This window comes from Paenibacillus sp. MZ04-78.2 (assembly GCF_024213375.1).
Lineage (GTDB): Bacteria > Bacillota > Bacilli > Paenibacillales > NBRC-103111 > Paenibacillus_G.
Genome location: NZ_JANAVJ010000001.1, coordinates 199,285 through 213,581 on the forward strand (window position 1 = coordinate 199,285; position 14,297 = coordinate 213,581).

Genomic DNA, 14,297 nt, shown 5'->3' on the forward strand with positions numbered 1-14,297 from the left:
CAAAAAAATTGTAGACTAATGCTTGACATTATGCGCCCATCTTGGTATTATGGTAAACGTTCCCGCAAGATATGAAACATGACTTGTTAGCTCAGCTGGGAGAGCACCATCTTGACAGGGTGGGGGTCGCAGGTTCGAGCCCTGCACAGGTCATAATAACAGACAGAAATCCGCGTTCCTTTATAGGATGCGGATTTTCTCATTGTAACAGTATATTAAAAAAAAGCATCTAATGCTTTGCGAGTATTTTTCATTCTTTCCTCTTGACTTCTTCCTTCATTTGCTGTATATTACTCTTTGCAGCAACAAATACAACGTGACTTGTTAGCTCAGCTGGGAGAGCACCATCTTGACAGGGTGGGGGTCAGTGGTTCGAGCCCACTACAGGTCATAGCAAAACGAGCCCGTGAATCCTTGATTCTACGGGCTTTTTTCTATGTATGAATTGTGAATAATCGTGGTGATTATTGTATCAGCTTGAAGGCTGGAAGCCAACTTCATCCCCGCATCACTGCTCTTAAATTAAGCTGATCGTAATACCGGACAAACAATTTCGTCGTATTGACCGCATCAACCAAGGCGGAGTGAAGTCTTCCTTCTTTCTCGATACCAGCCAGTTCAATCGCATCCTTCAGCTTCATTTGATTGCGCTTGACAAGCAGCTGCGAAATCGGCCTCTGAATGTCATGGTAATGGTTCAGCCAGCTTTGAGACAGCTCGAACCGCTTGCAATGCTCCAGCAAAATTTTGCGGTCATCGATCCCCCAACTGCAGAAGTAAGCCAATTCGGGGCCGATCCATTCCATGAATCGGTCGTACCCTTCGCGAAACGGGATTACTTTACCCAGATCCTCTTCTTTCAAGCCGATAAACTTTAACGTCTTTTTGCCGAAACGTCCTTTAATTTCAGGAAACGTATAGCATTGAAAACAATCCGTACCGGCTTCTCCTGAGGGGTCATACGGATTCAGATTCACTTTGCAAGCACCGATCTCTACGATTTCCGGGATGTCCCCTTTTACAGTTACATATGTAGTTTCTACATCAAAGATGACTGCGAGCATTCTTCTCTCCTGCTTGAGAAATTTGTTTTAGTTTGTCCATCTTCTGCGCATCGTTATACTTTAGCCAAAAATCGGAGCGACTCAATTCACCGGGTCGGCTTCGAATCGCTTCAATAATTTCTCCTGGTGAGCTTTGGCGGCATCTTCCAATGTAAAACCGTACTTATCGGCCAAAATCGCCAGATTCGCCAAAATGTCCCTGAGCTCTCCCATCAGTTCGCCCCGATTTTTTTGCATTTAAGTTGTTTCGATAACGAATAATCGGAATTGGAAAATCTTTAGTAAAACTTTATACCATTTTGGGTGATATTTCACAATTTTACGCATATAATGTGTCTATAATTGTCATATTGTGACTCGAAAAGGAGAAAACTTATGTACTATTGCCTCGCTTGCCAGAAGCTTCATAAGCCGAACCCGCTCATAAAATGCGTCGTCTTCAAGACAGGTTTCCACTTCATCAATTCGATGAAATATAACGCAGGAATTTGTCAGGCTGTCTCCGATTCGAAAGAAAACGTCAGCATTAGCCCGGTATCCGCTTAATAAGCTGCACATACCGCCGGGCTTTTGCTTTTTTCAACGCCCCCCGCTGTTCTACGGGAACTTGCTGTACCGGTTAATCCCAAGCTTTCGGCTTCGTATTCGGACGCTTCGTACGAAGCCTGTCCAGCAGAGGGCGCTTTTTTTTCGCTTCCATCAGCATCCGAATCTCTTCCATCAGCTTTCTTAGCCGCTCCTGATCTCCGTGGCGGTGTTCTTTCAACTCATCGTATAGATTGCTTCTCACATGCATCGCTCTCCTTAAGCCAATTCCTGCTGTCTCGCTGACGTTGACGTTGACGGCGTTCGTTTCGAGGATGGGACAGGCTGTACGGCCAATATGCGATCGATGGCAAAGCATCGGACCGCTCCGCGCTCCATACAATAAGCCCGAATGAAAGCAGGCTGTACGGACCGAATAACGATCCTCCGCTTGCTGAATTGTCCGGAACGGTCCCCGTAAATGATCTCAACCATACACCCTGTGTACTTTTGCCATGGAAGCACACTTTTCCCCTCCTCGAAACAGGAACATTCGTTCTTCTATCTATATTATATACCAAACATGCGTTCGCAATTCAAGTGGTGGAACATTCTTTTTTATAGCGTAAAATAAAGGAAATGAACTTGACGAAACGGAAGCGATGAAAAAGGGATATGGCTGGAAGTGTTGGACATGTTCGGAAGAGATCCGGATGAAGAAATCGGGTTGGGCGGGCAGTTTATTTTTAGCAGAGGAACAAGCATTAACCTTGGGGTTGACTCGCATGTAAAAGGCACCCCATGACGGGATGCCTTTGGATTGATCGGCCTAGCGGCGCTTGCCGCCTTTCCTGCTCCAATCGATGACGTTATCTTTAGGCTCTCTGCATTGATTTCTTCGTTGCGCAGCATCTGCGACAAGTCCTCGATCGTTTTGTCGAGCAGTTCGCCCTTATGCTTGGAAAACAGGCGCCGACGCTCCTTGAGCAAAGCATCGAGGATCAGCTTCTTTTGACGGTTACTGAACAACATGTCGTTCGTTACCCCTGCCGTTTATTTTCGTATCGGGCTTTGCTTTTCCGGAACTCATGCGCGCCTTATCTCGTCGATTGAAAAAATTCGACCCATTCACCATCCGGGCCATAAAAAAAGAAATAACGCGAGCCATTTGGCAGCATCGTAATCTCTTCATCGATCAAACGCACGTCGAGTTCTTTAATGCGGGCAAATTCTTCTTCAATGTCGTCCACCGTAAAAGCGATATGATGCACCTTGCCTTCCGCCGGAAGCCCGTCGTTGTAGCCTTGGATCAGTTCCAGCTCCGTTTCACCCGACTCGTTGAAACCGAGAAAAGCCAGCGTGACGACGCTGTTCGTATGTACGAGCTTATCCTTCAGTTCGAGGCCTACGACATCTTTGTAAAACTGCACCGATGTGTCGATATTCCGGACCATAATGCCCACGTGCTCTATTTTTTTGCGTGCCATCGTTTTCGCTCCCTTATCCGTTCGTTTCCAGTAGAACAAAATGATTATATCATAGAACGGAGACGGAAGCCCATCACAGACAGCTCAATCGAAGCTATTTCCACCTCATTTTGGAGGAAGTCCGCGCAGCAATTGACGGATGTTTTTCACCCTGGTATCCGCACGAATCGATCGGACCGATCCGAACTGCACCATGGATGCCGTAGAAATGGAGATGACCCGGACGTTCCCTGCACAAATTACCGGAGATGTGTTAGTCACTTCCATCTGCATTGCCGGCGTCTGGCGGGCCCAGGGAAGAGGGGCCGAATAGATGGGATAGGCGCTCAAATTCCCTTCATCCCCGTAAAATACGGAAATCTCCCTTTGAACGGCATAAACGTAAGAGACCGGGGAAAAATTGTGCAAATCCCCTACAAAAATAGAAGAGCCAAAAATAAGACTGTCGACTTTCAAGCTTCGAACAACGGATGTGCGCGGAACGCAAGTCATCTGCCGCCTCCGAGTGCAAGCGGTACGAGCGGGCCGATAATAAGCGATTCCGGCGGCGTATCGAACACGCTGGACAAGCTGATCACCTCAGCGTCACCTATTAGGAATACCGACGAACTGGCAACGCCCACGATATGGATATTACCGACACAAATCTCTTTATTCTCCACTTGCAGATTCATTCGGAGTCCCTCCCTCCGTTTTTCGCTTTAAGAAATATTGATCAAGCCCAAGCCGAATATCCCGGATCACTTTATCCGTAATGCCCTGTTCCTGCTCTGTCGTCAAGATCACTACGTTCGGGTCGATTCCATATTTTAAATAATAATCGATCCGCTGCCCGATCTGCCCCTCGAGATCGCCAATGATAGTTTCGGTCGCATTCTCATCCAGCTTCACTTGGTACTTCTCTTCCAGTTGCACCAATTCGGCGGGAGTCGATTGCCGCAAATAATCTGTCACCCGCTGTTGGATACGTGCAAATGACTCCGATCTGGCTTCATTGGTTCGAATCGTTTCACCTCCAACCTCCATATCCTGGACCGATTGTTCGCCGAGCCCGGCAGGCGAAATCCCCACATTGAGCGTTCCATCAAGCTTCTCTACTTTCAATTGATCGAATTTGTATTCAATTCGCTCAATCGTCAATCCCCGCTGCTTTTTTAACGATTCGAGCTCTTTGGAAAGCGATTCGACCTTACTTTCCAAGGAACGGAGGCGACTCGTCTGCCACTTTAAATAATCGTTCAGCTTTTGAAAATACGATTCCGGGTAAGATGAATACATCCGTCATTCCTCCGTTTACCTGGAAGGTGCAGCCAGCGGCACCAAGGTTATAGGGGTAGGTTCTGCTATCATTCCCTGCGTCGTCGGTTGCGGAGTGACGGAAGGAAGGGTAAACTGAGGCGCAGGGCCGGTAAATCCACCGGTATTGTATAGATTAGCGAGTGCGCGTATCGTACCCGCAGTCCCGATCTGAAGCACGGAAGAGTTCGACACGGCGCCGATCTTGAAATTTTGAATGACGATGCTTTGGTGTATGATAAGCTGCATGACGGTTTATATAACACCTGCCTTATCGGCGGAGACTACGTTAGAGTCAGCGACATCGTTATCGTAAGTATTGGTGGTACTGACCATATTGCAGACCCGTAAATTATCTCCAGTATTGAAAGAACCTGCCCCGGAAAACGTTTTAGCCGTTACACTCGGAGCCAATTGAATCGAATCGCCTATATGCACGATGGAGCCTGTACCGATGTTCACAATTTTGATGGCACCCACGATGGCCGGCATGAGGCAGCACCCTAACTCAAGTGTTTTTATTGAAGTATATGATCCCAAAAGAAGAAGTATGTTTTAGAACAGCTTGAGAGGATTCATGGTTTGCGCATTGCGTTCATATATTGGAAGCAGTAAGGAGTGATAAACATGAGCGATTCCAAAAATAATAACTCATTTTTCGATATGAATTGGAAACATTTCGAGCAACTTTTTAACGGAAAGCTACCGTATCCTGCCCCACCCTTAAGCGGCCAAAACGGAGATACCGTATCCTGGGTTGAAGGGTATATCAAAGACGTGCTGAACCAGGCATTGCCCAACGTCGAAGTTCAGGCGCTCAAGCATCATTTTCACTTTGAAATCTTCGACACACACAACAATATCATCGTCAAAATCCACATTCCCGACAAAGAACAAGCTCGCAAGATCCGACTAAAGCTGAATCCCTACCAAATTCGTCTAGAGGAACTTCCAGACGACAAAATCCAAGCGATTCGGCTGTCCACCCAAGTGGTGCCAAGCAGTTGCAAAGCGGTATATAAGAATGGCATTCTTCAGATTCATATACGCAAACAGCCCATCGACCACCCTTTTTTAAATGTCGATATCCGGTTCCCTTAGCTTCATTTTCCGAAAAAATATCCCTTTCGGGTCGAATCGACCGAACGGGATCAATGGGTTTAGTCGTATATAGACTTCCAGTCTTTATGTAATTCGATTAATTATTCGCCGCATTATTGGAATCGGCAATATCCGCATCAAACGTATTCGTCGAGCTGACCACAGAAACATTCCCCATCCAATCTCCCGTATTACCGCCGCCTGCGCCAGAATATGATTTGGATGTACTTTTCGGATTCACCTGAAGCACATCGCCGAATATAACTTCTCCTTCAGCGCCGGTTATTTTAATTGGAGCCAAAATAATCGAAGGCATAGAAGAGCCTCCCTTCCTGATCGTGTTCTAAAGTATATGAGGCTCCAGAGCAAAAATCTCCTCCAGAAACGAAAAAGAGTTTTGCTCTGACGGATCAAAGCAAAACTCTTTATGTAGAATACGACTACTGGAACTGCCGAAGACCGGACTCGAACCGGTACGGTAGTCACCTACCGCAGGATTTTAAGTCCTGTGCGTCTGCCGATTCCGCCACTCCGGCGCAGTTCTGTTTGGTGGGCCCTGAGGGACTCGAACCCCCGACCAATCGGTTATGAGCCGACCGCTCTAACCAACTGAGCTAAGGGCCCTTGAAACTTTGGTTGCGGGGGCAGGATTTGAACCTGCGGCCTTCGGGTTATGAGCCCGACGAGCTACCGGGCTGCTCCACCCCGCGTCAGAAAATTTACACTGTATAACGACAGCGACAAATATAACTATACACCAACTAAAACGTTGAAGTCAAGTAAAAAATTTAAACCGTGTAGCGGACACCAAAACGGCCTTTTTTGGAACGGAACACTTGGACTTCGCTGGGGCATTCGTAACCGTAAATCCACCAGTCCTCCTCCATCCGCTTGGCCAGACACCCCGCTTGAAACTTGCTGTCATATAATTTCACCCAATAGACCCAGTTCATTTTATGTTCACTCCGCTTATCGAATGAAGATGAAGTATTGTTAGTATCTTAACCCAAAAAAAGCTCCCTTATTTGCATAAGGAAGCTGCTCCAATATATAACAAAATTTCATTCAGCCCACGTTTTCTTCCGTCGCGGCAACATAAGCAGCGACATCGTCCCGTTCATCCGCATCCCGCTGCCGATGAGCTAGACGACTTGATGCCGATGCCGCAATACTGGCAACCAGATCATCCAGGAAGGTGTGCACTCCGTTTCCGTTCTTGGTATCCAGGCGCTTAATAATTCCGACCTTTTGTTTATCCAAATGGCCAAATGTCGTAACCGCGATGCTTCCGTAACCGAACACTGACCCAAGAGCGAGCGTTTCATCACAGCCGAACAGCCCTTCATCGCTTTCGACAATCGATTGCAGCGGCTCGGATAACAGACCTTTTTCAGCCAATACGTCCAGCTCGATACCGACAAGAATCGCATGCTGAAGCTCCCGCTTCTGTAAAACCGCATGAACCGATTCAAGACAAGTCTCCAGCGTTAAATCAGGATGATAAGGAAGCTGCATTTCTCTGACGATCAATGCTATATCTTCCATCGTTACGCCGCGTTCCTCCAGCTTTTGATATACCGCGGCTTTTATTTCTTTGCTGTGAACCTGACGTTTCATGAGAATCGCTCCTTTAATGAAAGTGCTATCATTATACCATGATCTATATTCGCATACCACGGGACAACTGGTGTTATTTGGGAAAAAGCCGACCCAAAGGCCGGCTTTCGCTTGTTTGATACGACTATGAATTATGGCTTAAGCACTTTAAGCAGACGCTTGGACTTCTGATCGCCCGCAGTCGTAAACTGTTCGTAAATCTTAACCGTCAGCGGATAATCGAATTGATCCGTGCCGCCGTCAAAGGTGATATTGTTTTCACCGGTAGACAAACGGTTTAGCCCTGTGAATGCTCCACTGCCTGTTCCGACCAATTGATTCGAGGAGTTATACAGCTCGAACAGCAGTCCCGAGAAGCTCGGATCTACCTGAACTTGGTCATGACGTTTAATTTCCAGCCAGAACTTACCTTTGTACTGATAGGCCTTCTGTGCTATAGGATTAGAATTGAAGCTTGTACCAACTTGCCAGTTGTTCACTTTAAGCTCAAACGGATACAATGCAAACGTATCCTTGCTTTCCTCGGTTTGAACCGCCATGCTGTAAGCGCCAATCGTCGACTTGTACGGAGCGGCCGTCTTCGTATCTTGGACCTTCAAAGACAAGCCTTTCCCGGTTTCGGACACTGGAATCGTATAGAAGTAGTTCACAGTGAGCGAAGAATTCGGAAGTACGTTCGGCGTCGTCATATTTTGACGGATGCCATTGTACTCATAACCGTCCGAGCTGACCAGATCGGTCGCAAACGCCGGAACAGCAAGCGGCCGTTCTGTCTTATTGGTGAGCTTGAATTTGGCCGAAACGGTTTTCGAGCCTTCATCCTTGTTGTCAAACATATGGAATTCGATAACAGAAACATCCATGTCCGGATGAATCAATCGGCTCCGTTTATCAAGCGACATTGGAGTACCAAGCTTGTAGGACAAGGCAGCGTCTCCGGTTTGCTGCGATGGCAGCAAAATGTTAAGACGGCCTACGTTAAACACCCCAGCAGCACCACCCGCGGCAGCGCCGGGGTTATCGCCTGCTCCTGCTCCTGCTCCTGCTCCTGCACCGATCCCTGCACTGCCAGCTCCGCCGGCAGCAAACTTCTCAGGAGTCAGAACATTTAAGCTGGACAAGATCGTATCTTGGTTCGTCGGAATGGCAAAGTGAATATATTTCTCTTCTTTCGCTTCCAGCGTAATGCTTCCCTGCTCTACCTTGCTGCCAGAAAATACTTTTCCCGTCGCTTTGCCGTCTATGACAAAAGCCGGAATCGTTTCGCGCTGGTTCGAAGGATTATAAGCGAGCAGTTGCACGACATAGACGGTACCTTTGTCTGTCGATTCCTTATTGATCGTCGTCGGCGTATATTGAATGGGCGAGATTAAAGATGGGATCGTAAAGGATTCGGACCACTTCTTCATCGCGCTCGGATCAGTAATCGGCGTATCCCCACCCTTCCAAGGCTGCCCGGTGATCGGCGCAGCCACCAACAAGGTCTCCTTCTTCGGATAGATGTAATTATCGACATGGGTCCAATTCACTTGGGCCAGATTTACGGTATCGGTACGGTCGATTACGGTCATATAACTGAGTTCCGTGTTCGCTTTCGGTTGAATCGATTTGACATTTGAAGCGCTTGGCTGCAGTGTATATTCGACGCCTTCGCTCGTTTTCACCCGCAGCTCGTAATCCGGCACTCGTGTGGAACTGCTGCTGTTGTTCTTCATTCGAACGATGACACCGAGACGGGTACCGTCCTGAATTCGTTCGTTCAATACGCCCTTGACTTCCACATCGAGAAGGTCCGTCAGTTTATAAGTAACGACAGCATGTGCTTCAGGCTCGCTTCCTGCCGGATTTGCTGCCAAAGCGGAATAGCCGGTACTCATGATTGAAGCGGTAATAACGACGGATGCTACGGTTTTTTTCAGCTTGTTGTTCACTTGATTTTCCTCCTGTCAGGTCCGCTGCGGGTTACTTGGCCAGCTGGACTTTCTCTTTGTCTTTCAATTGGTTCTGACCTGAAATGATGAGCTGTTCTCCTTCGTTGATACCAGACCGCACTTCTTGGATCGTCTCGTTCAGACGGCCTAAAGCCACTTTGCGTTTCTCCGCCGTATCGCCTACGAGCACGAAAACGAACGTCTCCCCGCCTTCACGTACAACGGCTGTGCTAGGAACCGTAACAACCATCTGATCGATTTCTTCGGTCATGAGAATCTGGGCTTTCGTGCCGGGCTTAAGCTTGCGCTCGGCGTTCGGATACTCAAGCTCCAACGTGTAAGACTTGGCATTGGCGTTCATGACGTCAGCCAGATATTTGACTTTAGCTTTAGTCTTGTCAAGCACGCCCGGGACGTAAAACGTCAGTTCCTGCTTGCCGCGCACCAAATTGGCCGTCTCCTCGGTCAGTTCCGCCCGGATTTTAATCGGATCGAGTTGCTGTATCTTGCCTGCTGGAAAACCGGCGTTCAACGCCATGCCCACTTCAATCGGCATGTCGGTTAAGACGCCGCTAACCGTCGCTTTCACTTCCATATGACCTAGCGTCCGATCGGCTTCACGAATCGAAAGATTCGAAGACTCCATCAGTTGCTCCAACGGGGCCAAGGAGTTCGTCGTTTCCAGCGTCTTCAGCTTGTTTCGGGTATTTTCCAGTTCGAGCTTGAGATTGTTAAGCTGCGTTTCCGCCTGCTCAAGCTGGAATTTTGTAACCAGACCCAGATCGTAATCATTACGCATTTTGTTATAGTTCTTCTCGGTCTCTTTAATGGAATCTTCCAGCTTCTTGATTCCATTCTTCATCTCCTGCTTGCTGTTGACCAATTCTTGTCTGGATTTTTCCAACTGCTGCTGACTGCTTGAAACATCAACCTGTGCTTTTTCCTTTTTAAGCTTCACATCTGTCGGGTCCATGCGGAAAATCACATCGCCTTTTTCCACCATATCGCCGCGTTTCTTCAATACTTCCATAACGTCTCCGCCTGCCTTGGTCACGACATCAACCTGAATGGAAGAAATGACATCGGCAACCTGCTCCAACGGATCACCGATCCTTTTCTTTTCCAACTTTGCGACTTTAACCGGCTTGAGCTGGGGTTCTGACGCATTGGCAGCCGCCGGAGCAGCTTCCGGCTGTGAGCCGCAACCAGCGAGGAGCGCCGCCGAAATAACGACGGCCCCCATTACTTTGGTACTTTGCTTGAAAGATTTTGACATGATCGGATTCATGGGCTGATTCTCCTTTTTCCCTTATGGCACTCTCTATCTAAATGAAATGCATTTTTAAGCATCCGTCACCGGCGTTGACTTAGATTCCGAAGTCTTATTTCCGAACAAGCGGCCAAGACGGGTCTTGGTATTGTAGATCATTTCGTACACGACCGGCACAACAATCAGCGTAAGCACGGTCGAGGTGGTCAATCCGCCGATAACAACAACGGCCAAGCCTTTAGAAATGATTGCTCCTTTGGAGAACCCAAGAGCCAGCGGCATCAGGGTAACAATGGTAGCCCCTGCGGTCATAATAATCGGACGAAGACGGGATAAGCCCCCTAGCACAAGGGAGTCGCGTACGGACTTTCCTTCTTCCTCCAACTGCTGCACGCGTTCAATAAGAACGATCGCATTAGTAACCACGACACCGATCAGCATCAGGAACCCGATCAATGAGGTAAGGTTGAGCGATTCCCCGGTAAGGATCAACCCAAGCAAGCCTCCGATCGCCGCAAGCGGAAGGGAGAACAAAATCGCGAACGGCGCACTGGCGTTTCCGAAAGTCAGAACCAAGAGCAGATAGACAATAAAGACGGAGCCGATCATAGCTACGAACATTTCCGTGAAGTTTTTCTGAATGTCTTCGGACGCCCCTTTGACTTCAACACGAACTCCTGACGGAAGCTCCACGGATTGCAGCATTTCGGCCGCTTTGGCACTAACGCCGCCCTTGTCCTTGGATTCGATCTTCGCCGTTACCTGTACGTATTGAACCTGCTGATCCCGGGTAATCTCCGCCGGAGCTTCAATTTGCCGAATCTTCGCTACCTCATTTAACTTGACGGTTGTCCCTGACGGAGTCTTGATCAGGAAATTCCCGATCTTGTCGATGGAGTTTTTGAAGCTCTTGTCCAGCATGATCTTGGTGGAGAATGTCGTATTGTCGAATTTCAGGTCTCCGATCTTTTCCTCTCTCAGCCAAGAATTCACGGCTCCTACGATTTCTCCGGAAGACAAATTATATAGTCTGGCCTTATTTTGATCTACAGCGACTTCCACTTCGTTCTTCGATTCGCTCAAGCTGTCTTTAATATCGCGGAATTCCGGAATTTCCTTGAGCTTCTCCTTCACCAGCTTGGCGCCCTGCTTAAGTAAATTCGAGTCGTCGCCTTTAAGCATATAGATGAAGTCAGCACCGCCTCCTCCACCATCGGCGCCAAGCACCACGCCGTCTACCTCAGAGCCTTTAGGAAGCAAGTACAGTATTTTTTCCTTCGTTTGATTCAGCAATTTCTTGGCGTTCGTTCCCTGCGAAGCCGCGCCAAGAAGCTGACTTAAATAATCTAGACGATTGTCCGAGCTACCGCCGCCTATATAAGAGTTCATATATTCGTAAGCGGGCTCTCCCGCCTCGTTTTTCATTTCGCGCATCATCGCTTCGATTTCCTTCATTTTTAAATCATTGGAAGCAAATGAAGTTTCCCGAGGCATTTTGATACTAAACTGAACTTGTTTATCCGAGTTACTGGCAGGCATCATCTCCATTGCCAGGAAAGGAACCGTCCCTGCGATAGTCACAACAAACACCAGCAAGGAAAGCAGCATCGTCTTCATTCGGTTGTTTAGCGACCATTTCAGGGCTTTCAAATAAGCGCCTGACACTTTGCCGACTTGCGTTTCGTCGTGAACCTTAATATTTTTGGAACGCAGCACGAGCAGTTTGGCAAGCATCGGTATAACGGTCACAGCTACCAGCAGCGAAGCCAATAAAGCAACGGACAGTGTAATGGCAAACGGACGGAATATATCCCCAATCTCACCGCTGACAAAGCCGATCGGAGCGAATACCCCAGCGGTTGTAAGTGTGGACGAAGTAATGGCTGAAGACACTTGAACAGTTGCCTTCTTGATAACCGATTCGCCGCGTTCATGAACCTTCACGAGCTCGCTGTAAATATTCTCGATGACTACGATACTATCGTCCACGACACGCCCGATGGCGATCGTGATCCCGCCCAGCGTCATGATGTTGAGCGAAATGTCCAACGGGGCCATGACGAGCAGCGTGATTAATAATGATAACGGGATAGAGACCAAAACGATGATGGTCATCCGAACGTTTCTAAGGAAGAGCAGGATCATAATGGAGGCAAGCAGAGCGCCGAGCACTCCTTCTTTAACCATCCCGTGAATGGATTCTTTGATTAAGCCCGATGTGACAAAGAGCGATTTAATCGTAATGTTGGGATATTGCTGCTTCCACGTAGCGATTAAAGCGTCCGCTTCGTCAGTTAATTTCACGTCGTTGGCGCCCTTGACTTTAGAGATGGTGATTCCGATGGCCGACTTGCCATCGAGGCGCGAAAAAAATCTGGACTCGGAAATAGCTTCAACTTTGGCGATATCCTTCAGAAGAAGCGTTTCTCCTCCGGGCGCCGTAATCTTCATGTTTTCCAGGTTGAAAATCGTGTCCAGATCGCTCTTTATGCGTACCATCAGACTATTGCCGTTGAAGTCGGCCAATCCGGCGGGGCTCGACAAAATGGCCGACTGGATGCTTTGGGATACATCACGCGGTGTCAGTCCATAGTTGGCGATGGCGTTGCTGTTCAACTTTAGTGTCAAAATCGCTTCCTTATTGCCAAAGCCGTCTACGCGGTCAATGCCTTTGATTTTGGAAAAGCCCGGCTTGATGATATCCTTAAAGATTTTATCCAGTTCCTGCTGGCTCATATCGTTCTCGCCGTACATCGAGAGAAAGGAAATAACCTTCGCTTCGGATCCTGTGGTCTGAACCTTCGGTTTTTCCGCGCCTTGGGGCAGCTTAACGTTCACAAGCAAGCTTTCGGCTTCCCTTTTGGCATCCTCGATTTTTTTCCCTTGCAGTAATTCAACCTCGATCGTGGAGAAGTTATCGCTAGAGGTCGACTTTAAATTTTTAATGCCGTCTAGCCCGGCTACCGCCTTCTCGATGGGCTTGGTTACCAGTTCCAACACATCCTTGGGAGGAGCCGTATACTGGGTCGTAATATAAATATGCTTTAACGTAATACTCGGCATCAGCTCCATCTTTACGACGGAAGCCGCATAGGTGCCGCCGATAAACAACATCAGCATCATAATGATTACTGCCGCGACGTTCTTCATCGAAAAATTTGTTAATGAACTCATCTCTCTACTCCTCCATTACGATTGCTGACTACTTAGACGAGGCATTTCCTGTTACCCCTTCATTTTCCACACATCTTTTTTCAGTATAGCTTGGTTCGTTAATCGCTGTAAGGTGAAAAAAGTCATGACATAAAAAAACAGGACTCGTCTTTCGTCTAATTCTTCATAGCTGCTCTCTTGATCTGCTCCACTCCTCTTCGATCCCGTCCAATCGCGATAAAAACATTCGGTACATGGCGGAAACTTCCGCAAATCTTCGTTTGGAAACCTCAAAGGACTCTTTTTCAGTCTCATCGATCTGAGACATTCCTTTAAGGGCAAACGACAGTTCTTCGTATTGCTTGGTCATCAATTCGATTTTTTGCTTGTTGGCCCGCATGCTGGTCAGTGTAAAATCATCGGATAGGTAATAGTAGTCCTTGCGATCGCTTCTCATCGGAACTTTTTGGCACAAGGAGTATTTCTCCAACGCACGAACCTGGACGCTGACGGCCGCTTTCGTCACACCAAGCTGATCGGCCATTTCCTGCAGGCTGACCGGTTTGGGCGCGAATAAAAGCAGGCCGAATATTTTCCCGACAAGCGGGCTGAATCCTTCCAGTTCAAACGCCCGGGACATTTGTTGGGTGACCGTCCTTTTACATTCACCAAACGAGAGATGCGGTTTACTCATTGTCTTCTCCTTAATTTAGTATTAACATCGTTAATAATGTTGTTAATGTAAATAACATAAATCGTCTTGAAAAACCTGTCAATCCCCCCAATGAACATTTAGCCAAGTATACATAGAACTAACTGAGTTCCCAGCAAAAAAACCGCTCCTGCACAGTTT

Annotated in this window: 17 protein-coding genes, 5 tRNA genes and 1 pseudogene; 3 read left to right on the forward strand and 20 right to left on the reverse strand. The window is 47.8% G+C overall.

Translation table 11 applies throughout. From position 1 onward, the window contains the following. Nucleotides 1–80: 80 nt before the first annotated feature. Both NLX71_RS00860 and NLX71_RS00865 read left to right on the forward strand, forming a co-directional pair. Nucleotides 81–153 (forward strand) — tRNA-Val (locus tag NLX71_RS00860). 165 nt (nt 154–318) lie between these two features. Next, nucleotides 319–391: transfer RNA gene (locus tag NLX71_RS00865), tRNA-Val, on the forward strand. Between the two features lie 106 nt (nt 392–497). Here the strand turns inward: NLX71_RS00865 and NLX71_RS00870 are convergent. The 10 genes and pseudogenes from NLX71_RS00870 to NLX71_RS00915 all read right to left on the reverse strand — a co-directional run bounded on the left by NLX71_RS00870 (nt 498) and on the right by NLX71_RS00915 (nt 4,864). Then, nucleotides 498–1,064 carry a 3'-5' exonuclease gene (locus tag NLX71_RS00870; RefSeq protein ID WP_254361614.1) on the reverse strand — a complete coding sequence of 189 codons (567 nt, stop codon included), beginning with the start codon at nt 1,062–1,064 and terminating at the stop codon, nt 498–500. Between the two features lie 81 nt (nt 1,065–1,145). Further along, nucleotides 1,146–1,253, reverse strand: a pseudogene (locus tag NLX71_RS00875) (MazG nucleotide pyrophosphohydrolase domain-containing protein); the annotation flags it as partial. A gap of 430 nt (nt 1,254–1,683) precedes the next feature. Beyond that, entirely contained in the window at nt 1,684–1,854 is a 171-nt protein-coding gene (locus NLX71_RS00880) for a hypothetical protein (RefSeq protein WP_164824252.1), read from the reverse strand. Nucleotides 1,855–2,207: 353 nt separating this feature from the next. Next, nucleotides 2,208–2,621 carry a hypothetical protein gene (locus NLX71_RS00885; protein ID WP_254361616.1) on the reverse strand — a complete coding sequence of 138 codons (414 nt, stop codon included), beginning with the start codon at nt 2,619–2,621 and terminating at the stop codon, nt 2,208–2,210. Between the two features lie 65 nt (nt 2,622–2,686). Continuing rightward, complete coding sequence (locus tag NLX71_RS00890) at nt 2,687–3,076, reverse strand: VOC family protein (RefSeq protein ID WP_254361617.1); 390 nt, start codon at nt 3,074–3,076, stop codon at nt 2,687–2,689. 105 nt (nt 3,077–3,181) lie between these two features. Continuing rightward, complete coding sequence (locus tag NLX71_RS00895; protein ID WP_254361618.1) at nt 3,182–3,568, reverse strand: spore germination protein GerPE; 387 nt, start codon at nt 3,566–3,568, stop codon at nt 3,182–3,184. After that, the gene (locus NLX71_RS00900) at nt 3,565–3,750 is read right to left on the reverse strand and encodes a spore germination protein (protein ID WP_254361619.1); all 186 of its coding nucleotides are present in this window, start codon (nt 3,748–3,750) and stop codon (nt 3,565–3,567) included. Before NLX71_RS00900 ends, NLX71_RS00895 begins: the two co-directional genes overlap by 4 nt. Next, a complete protein-coding gene (gene gerPC / locus NLX71_RS00905) occupies nt 3,728–4,354 on the reverse strand; it encodes a spore germination protein GerPC (RefSeq protein WP_254361620.1) in 627 nt (208 codons plus the stop codon). The genes NLX71_RS00900 and gerPC overlap by 23 nt, the downstream gene beginning before the upstream one ends. Nucleotides 4,355–4,369: 15 nt before the next feature. Continuing rightward, a complete protein-coding gene (locus NLX71_RS00910) occupies nt 4,370–4,621 on the reverse strand; it encodes a spore germination protein GerPB (RefSeq protein WP_254361621.1) in 252 nt (83 codons plus the stop codon). A 6-nt stretch (nt 4,622–4,627) separates the two neighbouring features. Next, complete coding sequence (locus NLX71_RS00915) at nt 4,628–4,864, reverse strand: spore germination protein (protein ID WP_254361622.1); 237 nt, start codon at nt 4,862–4,864, stop codon at nt 4,628–4,630. Between the two features lie 135 nt (nt 4,865–4,999). Between NLX71_RS00915 and NLX71_RS00920 the strand changes: the two genes are divergently transcribed. Then, nucleotides 5,000–5,473, forward strand: coding sequence for an Hsp20/alpha crystallin family protein (locus tag NLX71_RS00920; RefSeq protein ID WP_254361623.1), 474 nt, complete (start codon nt 5,000–5,002; stop codon nt 5,471–5,473). 97 nt (nt 5,474–5,570) lie between these two features. On the opposite strand, the gene NLX71_RS00925 is transcribed toward NLX71_RS00920, so the two are convergent. From NLX71_RS00925 to NLX71_RS00970, 10 genes are all read right to left on the reverse strand, one after another. Beyond that, the gene (locus tag NLX71_RS00925; protein WP_254361624.1) at nt 5,571–5,789 is read right to left on the reverse strand and encodes a spore germination protein; all 219 of its coding nucleotides are present in this window, start codon (nt 5,787–5,789) and stop codon (nt 5,571–5,573) included. A 134-nt stretch (nt 5,790–5,923) separates the two neighbouring features. Then, nucleotides 5,924–6,009: transfer RNA gene (locus NLX71_RS00930), tRNA-Leu, on the reverse strand. 11 nt (nt 6,010–6,020) lie between these two features. Beyond that, nucleotides 6,021–6,097: transfer RNA gene (locus NLX71_RS00935), tRNA-Ile, on the reverse strand. Between the two features lie 9 nt (nt 6,098–6,106). After that, nucleotides 6,107–6,183: transfer RNA gene (locus NLX71_RS00940), tRNA-Met, on the reverse strand. A 78-nt stretch (nt 6,184–6,261) separates the two neighbouring features. Next, nucleotides 6,262–6,426, reverse strand: coding sequence for a hypothetical protein (locus tag NLX71_RS00945; RefSeq protein ID WP_010492025.1), 165 nt, complete (start codon nt 6,424–6,426; stop codon nt 6,262–6,264). Between the two features lie 112 nt (nt 6,427–6,538). Next, the gene (locus tag NLX71_RS00950; protein ID WP_254361625.1) at nt 6,539–7,090 is read right to left on the reverse strand and encodes a phosphatidylglycerophosphatase A family protein; all 552 of its coding nucleotides are present in this window, start codon (nt 7,088–7,090) and stop codon (nt 6,539–6,541) included. 131 nt (nt 7,091–7,221) lie between these two features. Further along, the gene (locus NLX71_RS00955; protein WP_254361626.1) at nt 7,222–9,021 is read right to left on the reverse strand and encodes a hypothetical protein; all 1,800 of its coding nucleotides are present in this window, start codon (nt 9,019–9,021) and stop codon (nt 7,222–7,224) included. Nucleotides 9,022–9,052: 31 nt separating this feature from the next. Next, entirely contained in the window at nt 9,053–10,309 is a 1,257-nt protein-coding gene (locus NLX71_RS00960; RefSeq protein ID WP_254361627.1) for an efflux RND transporter periplasmic adaptor subunit, read from the reverse strand. Nucleotides 10,310–10,363: 54 nt separating this feature from the next. Next, nucleotides 10,364–13,465, reverse strand: coding sequence for an efflux RND transporter permease subunit (locus tag NLX71_RS00965; RefSeq protein WP_254361628.1), 3,102 nt, complete (start codon nt 13,463–13,465; stop codon nt 10,364–10,366). A 163-nt stretch (nt 13,466–13,628) separates the two neighbouring features. Continuing rightward, nucleotides 13,629–14,138 (reverse strand): GbsR/MarR family transcriptional regulator, encoded by a 510-nt coding sequence (locus tag NLX71_RS00970; protein ID WP_254361629.1) that lies wholly within the window; start codon nt 14,136–14,138, stop codon nt 13,629–13,631. Between the last annotated feature and the right edge of the window lie 159 nt (nt 14,139–14,297).

Excerpts from the sequence above, each read along its gene's own strand:
- NLX71_RS00885 (WP_254361616.1), bottom strand. The coding sequence starts at position 2,621 with ATGTTGTTCAGTAACCGTCAAAAGAAGCTGATCCTCGATGCTTTGCTC.
- NLX71_RS00945 (WP_010492025.1), bottom strand. The coding sequence starts at position 6,426 with ATGAACTGGGTCTATTGGGTGAAATTATATGACAGCAAGTTTCAAGCG.
- NLX71_RS00965 (WP_254361628.1), bottom strand. The coding sequence starts at position 13,465 with ATGAGTTCATTAACAAATTTTTCGATGAAGAACGTCGCGGCAGTAATC.
- NLX71_RS00920 (WP_254361623.1), top strand. The coding sequence starts at position 5,000 with ATGAGCGATTCCAAAAATAATAACTCATTTTTCGATATGAATTGGAAA.
- NLX71_RS00870 (WP_254361614.1), bottom strand. The coding sequence starts at position 1,064 with ATGCTCGCAGTCATCTTTGATGTAGAAACTACATATGTAACTGTAAAA.
- NLX71_RS00915 (WP_254361622.1), bottom strand. The coding sequence starts at position 4,864 with ATGCCGGCCATCGTGGGTGCCATCAAAATTGTGAACATCGGTACAGGC.
- NLX71_RS00900 (WP_254361619.1), bottom strand. The coding sequence starts at position 3,750 with ATGAATCTGCAAGTGGAGAATAAAGAGATTTGTGTCGGTAATATCCAT.
- NLX71_RS00890 (WP_254361617.1), bottom strand. The coding sequence starts at position 3,076 with ATGGCACGCAAAAAAATAGAGCACGTGGGCATTATGGTCCGGAATATC.
- NLX71_RS00970 (WP_254361629.1), bottom strand. The coding sequence starts at position 14,138 with ATGAGTAAACCGCATCTCTCGTTTGGTGAATGTAAAAGGACGGTCACC.
- NLX71_RS00925 (WP_254361624.1), bottom strand. The coding sequence starts at position 5,789 with ATGCCTTCGATTATTTTGGCTCCAATTAAAATAACCGGCGCTGAAGGA.
- NLX71_RS00910 (WP_254361621.1), bottom strand. The coding sequence starts at position 4,621 with ATGCAGCTTATCATACACCAAAGCATCGTCATTCAAAATTTCAAGATC.
- gerPC (WP_254361620.1), bottom strand. The coding sequence starts at position 4,354 with ATGTATTCATCTTACCCGGAATCGTATTTTCAAAAGCTGAACGATTAT.
- NLX71_RS00960 (WP_254361627.1), bottom strand. The coding sequence starts at position 10,309 with ATGAATCCGATCATGTCAAAATCTTTCAAGCAAAGTACCAAAGTAATG.
- NLX71_RS00895 (WP_254361618.1), bottom strand. The coding sequence starts at position 3,568 with ATGACTTGCGTTCCGCGCACATCCGTTGTTCGAAGCTTGAAAGTCGAC.
- NLX71_RS00950 (WP_254361625.1), bottom strand. The coding sequence starts at position 7,090 with ATGAAACGTCAGGTTCACAGCAAAGAAATAAAAGCCGCGGTATATCAA.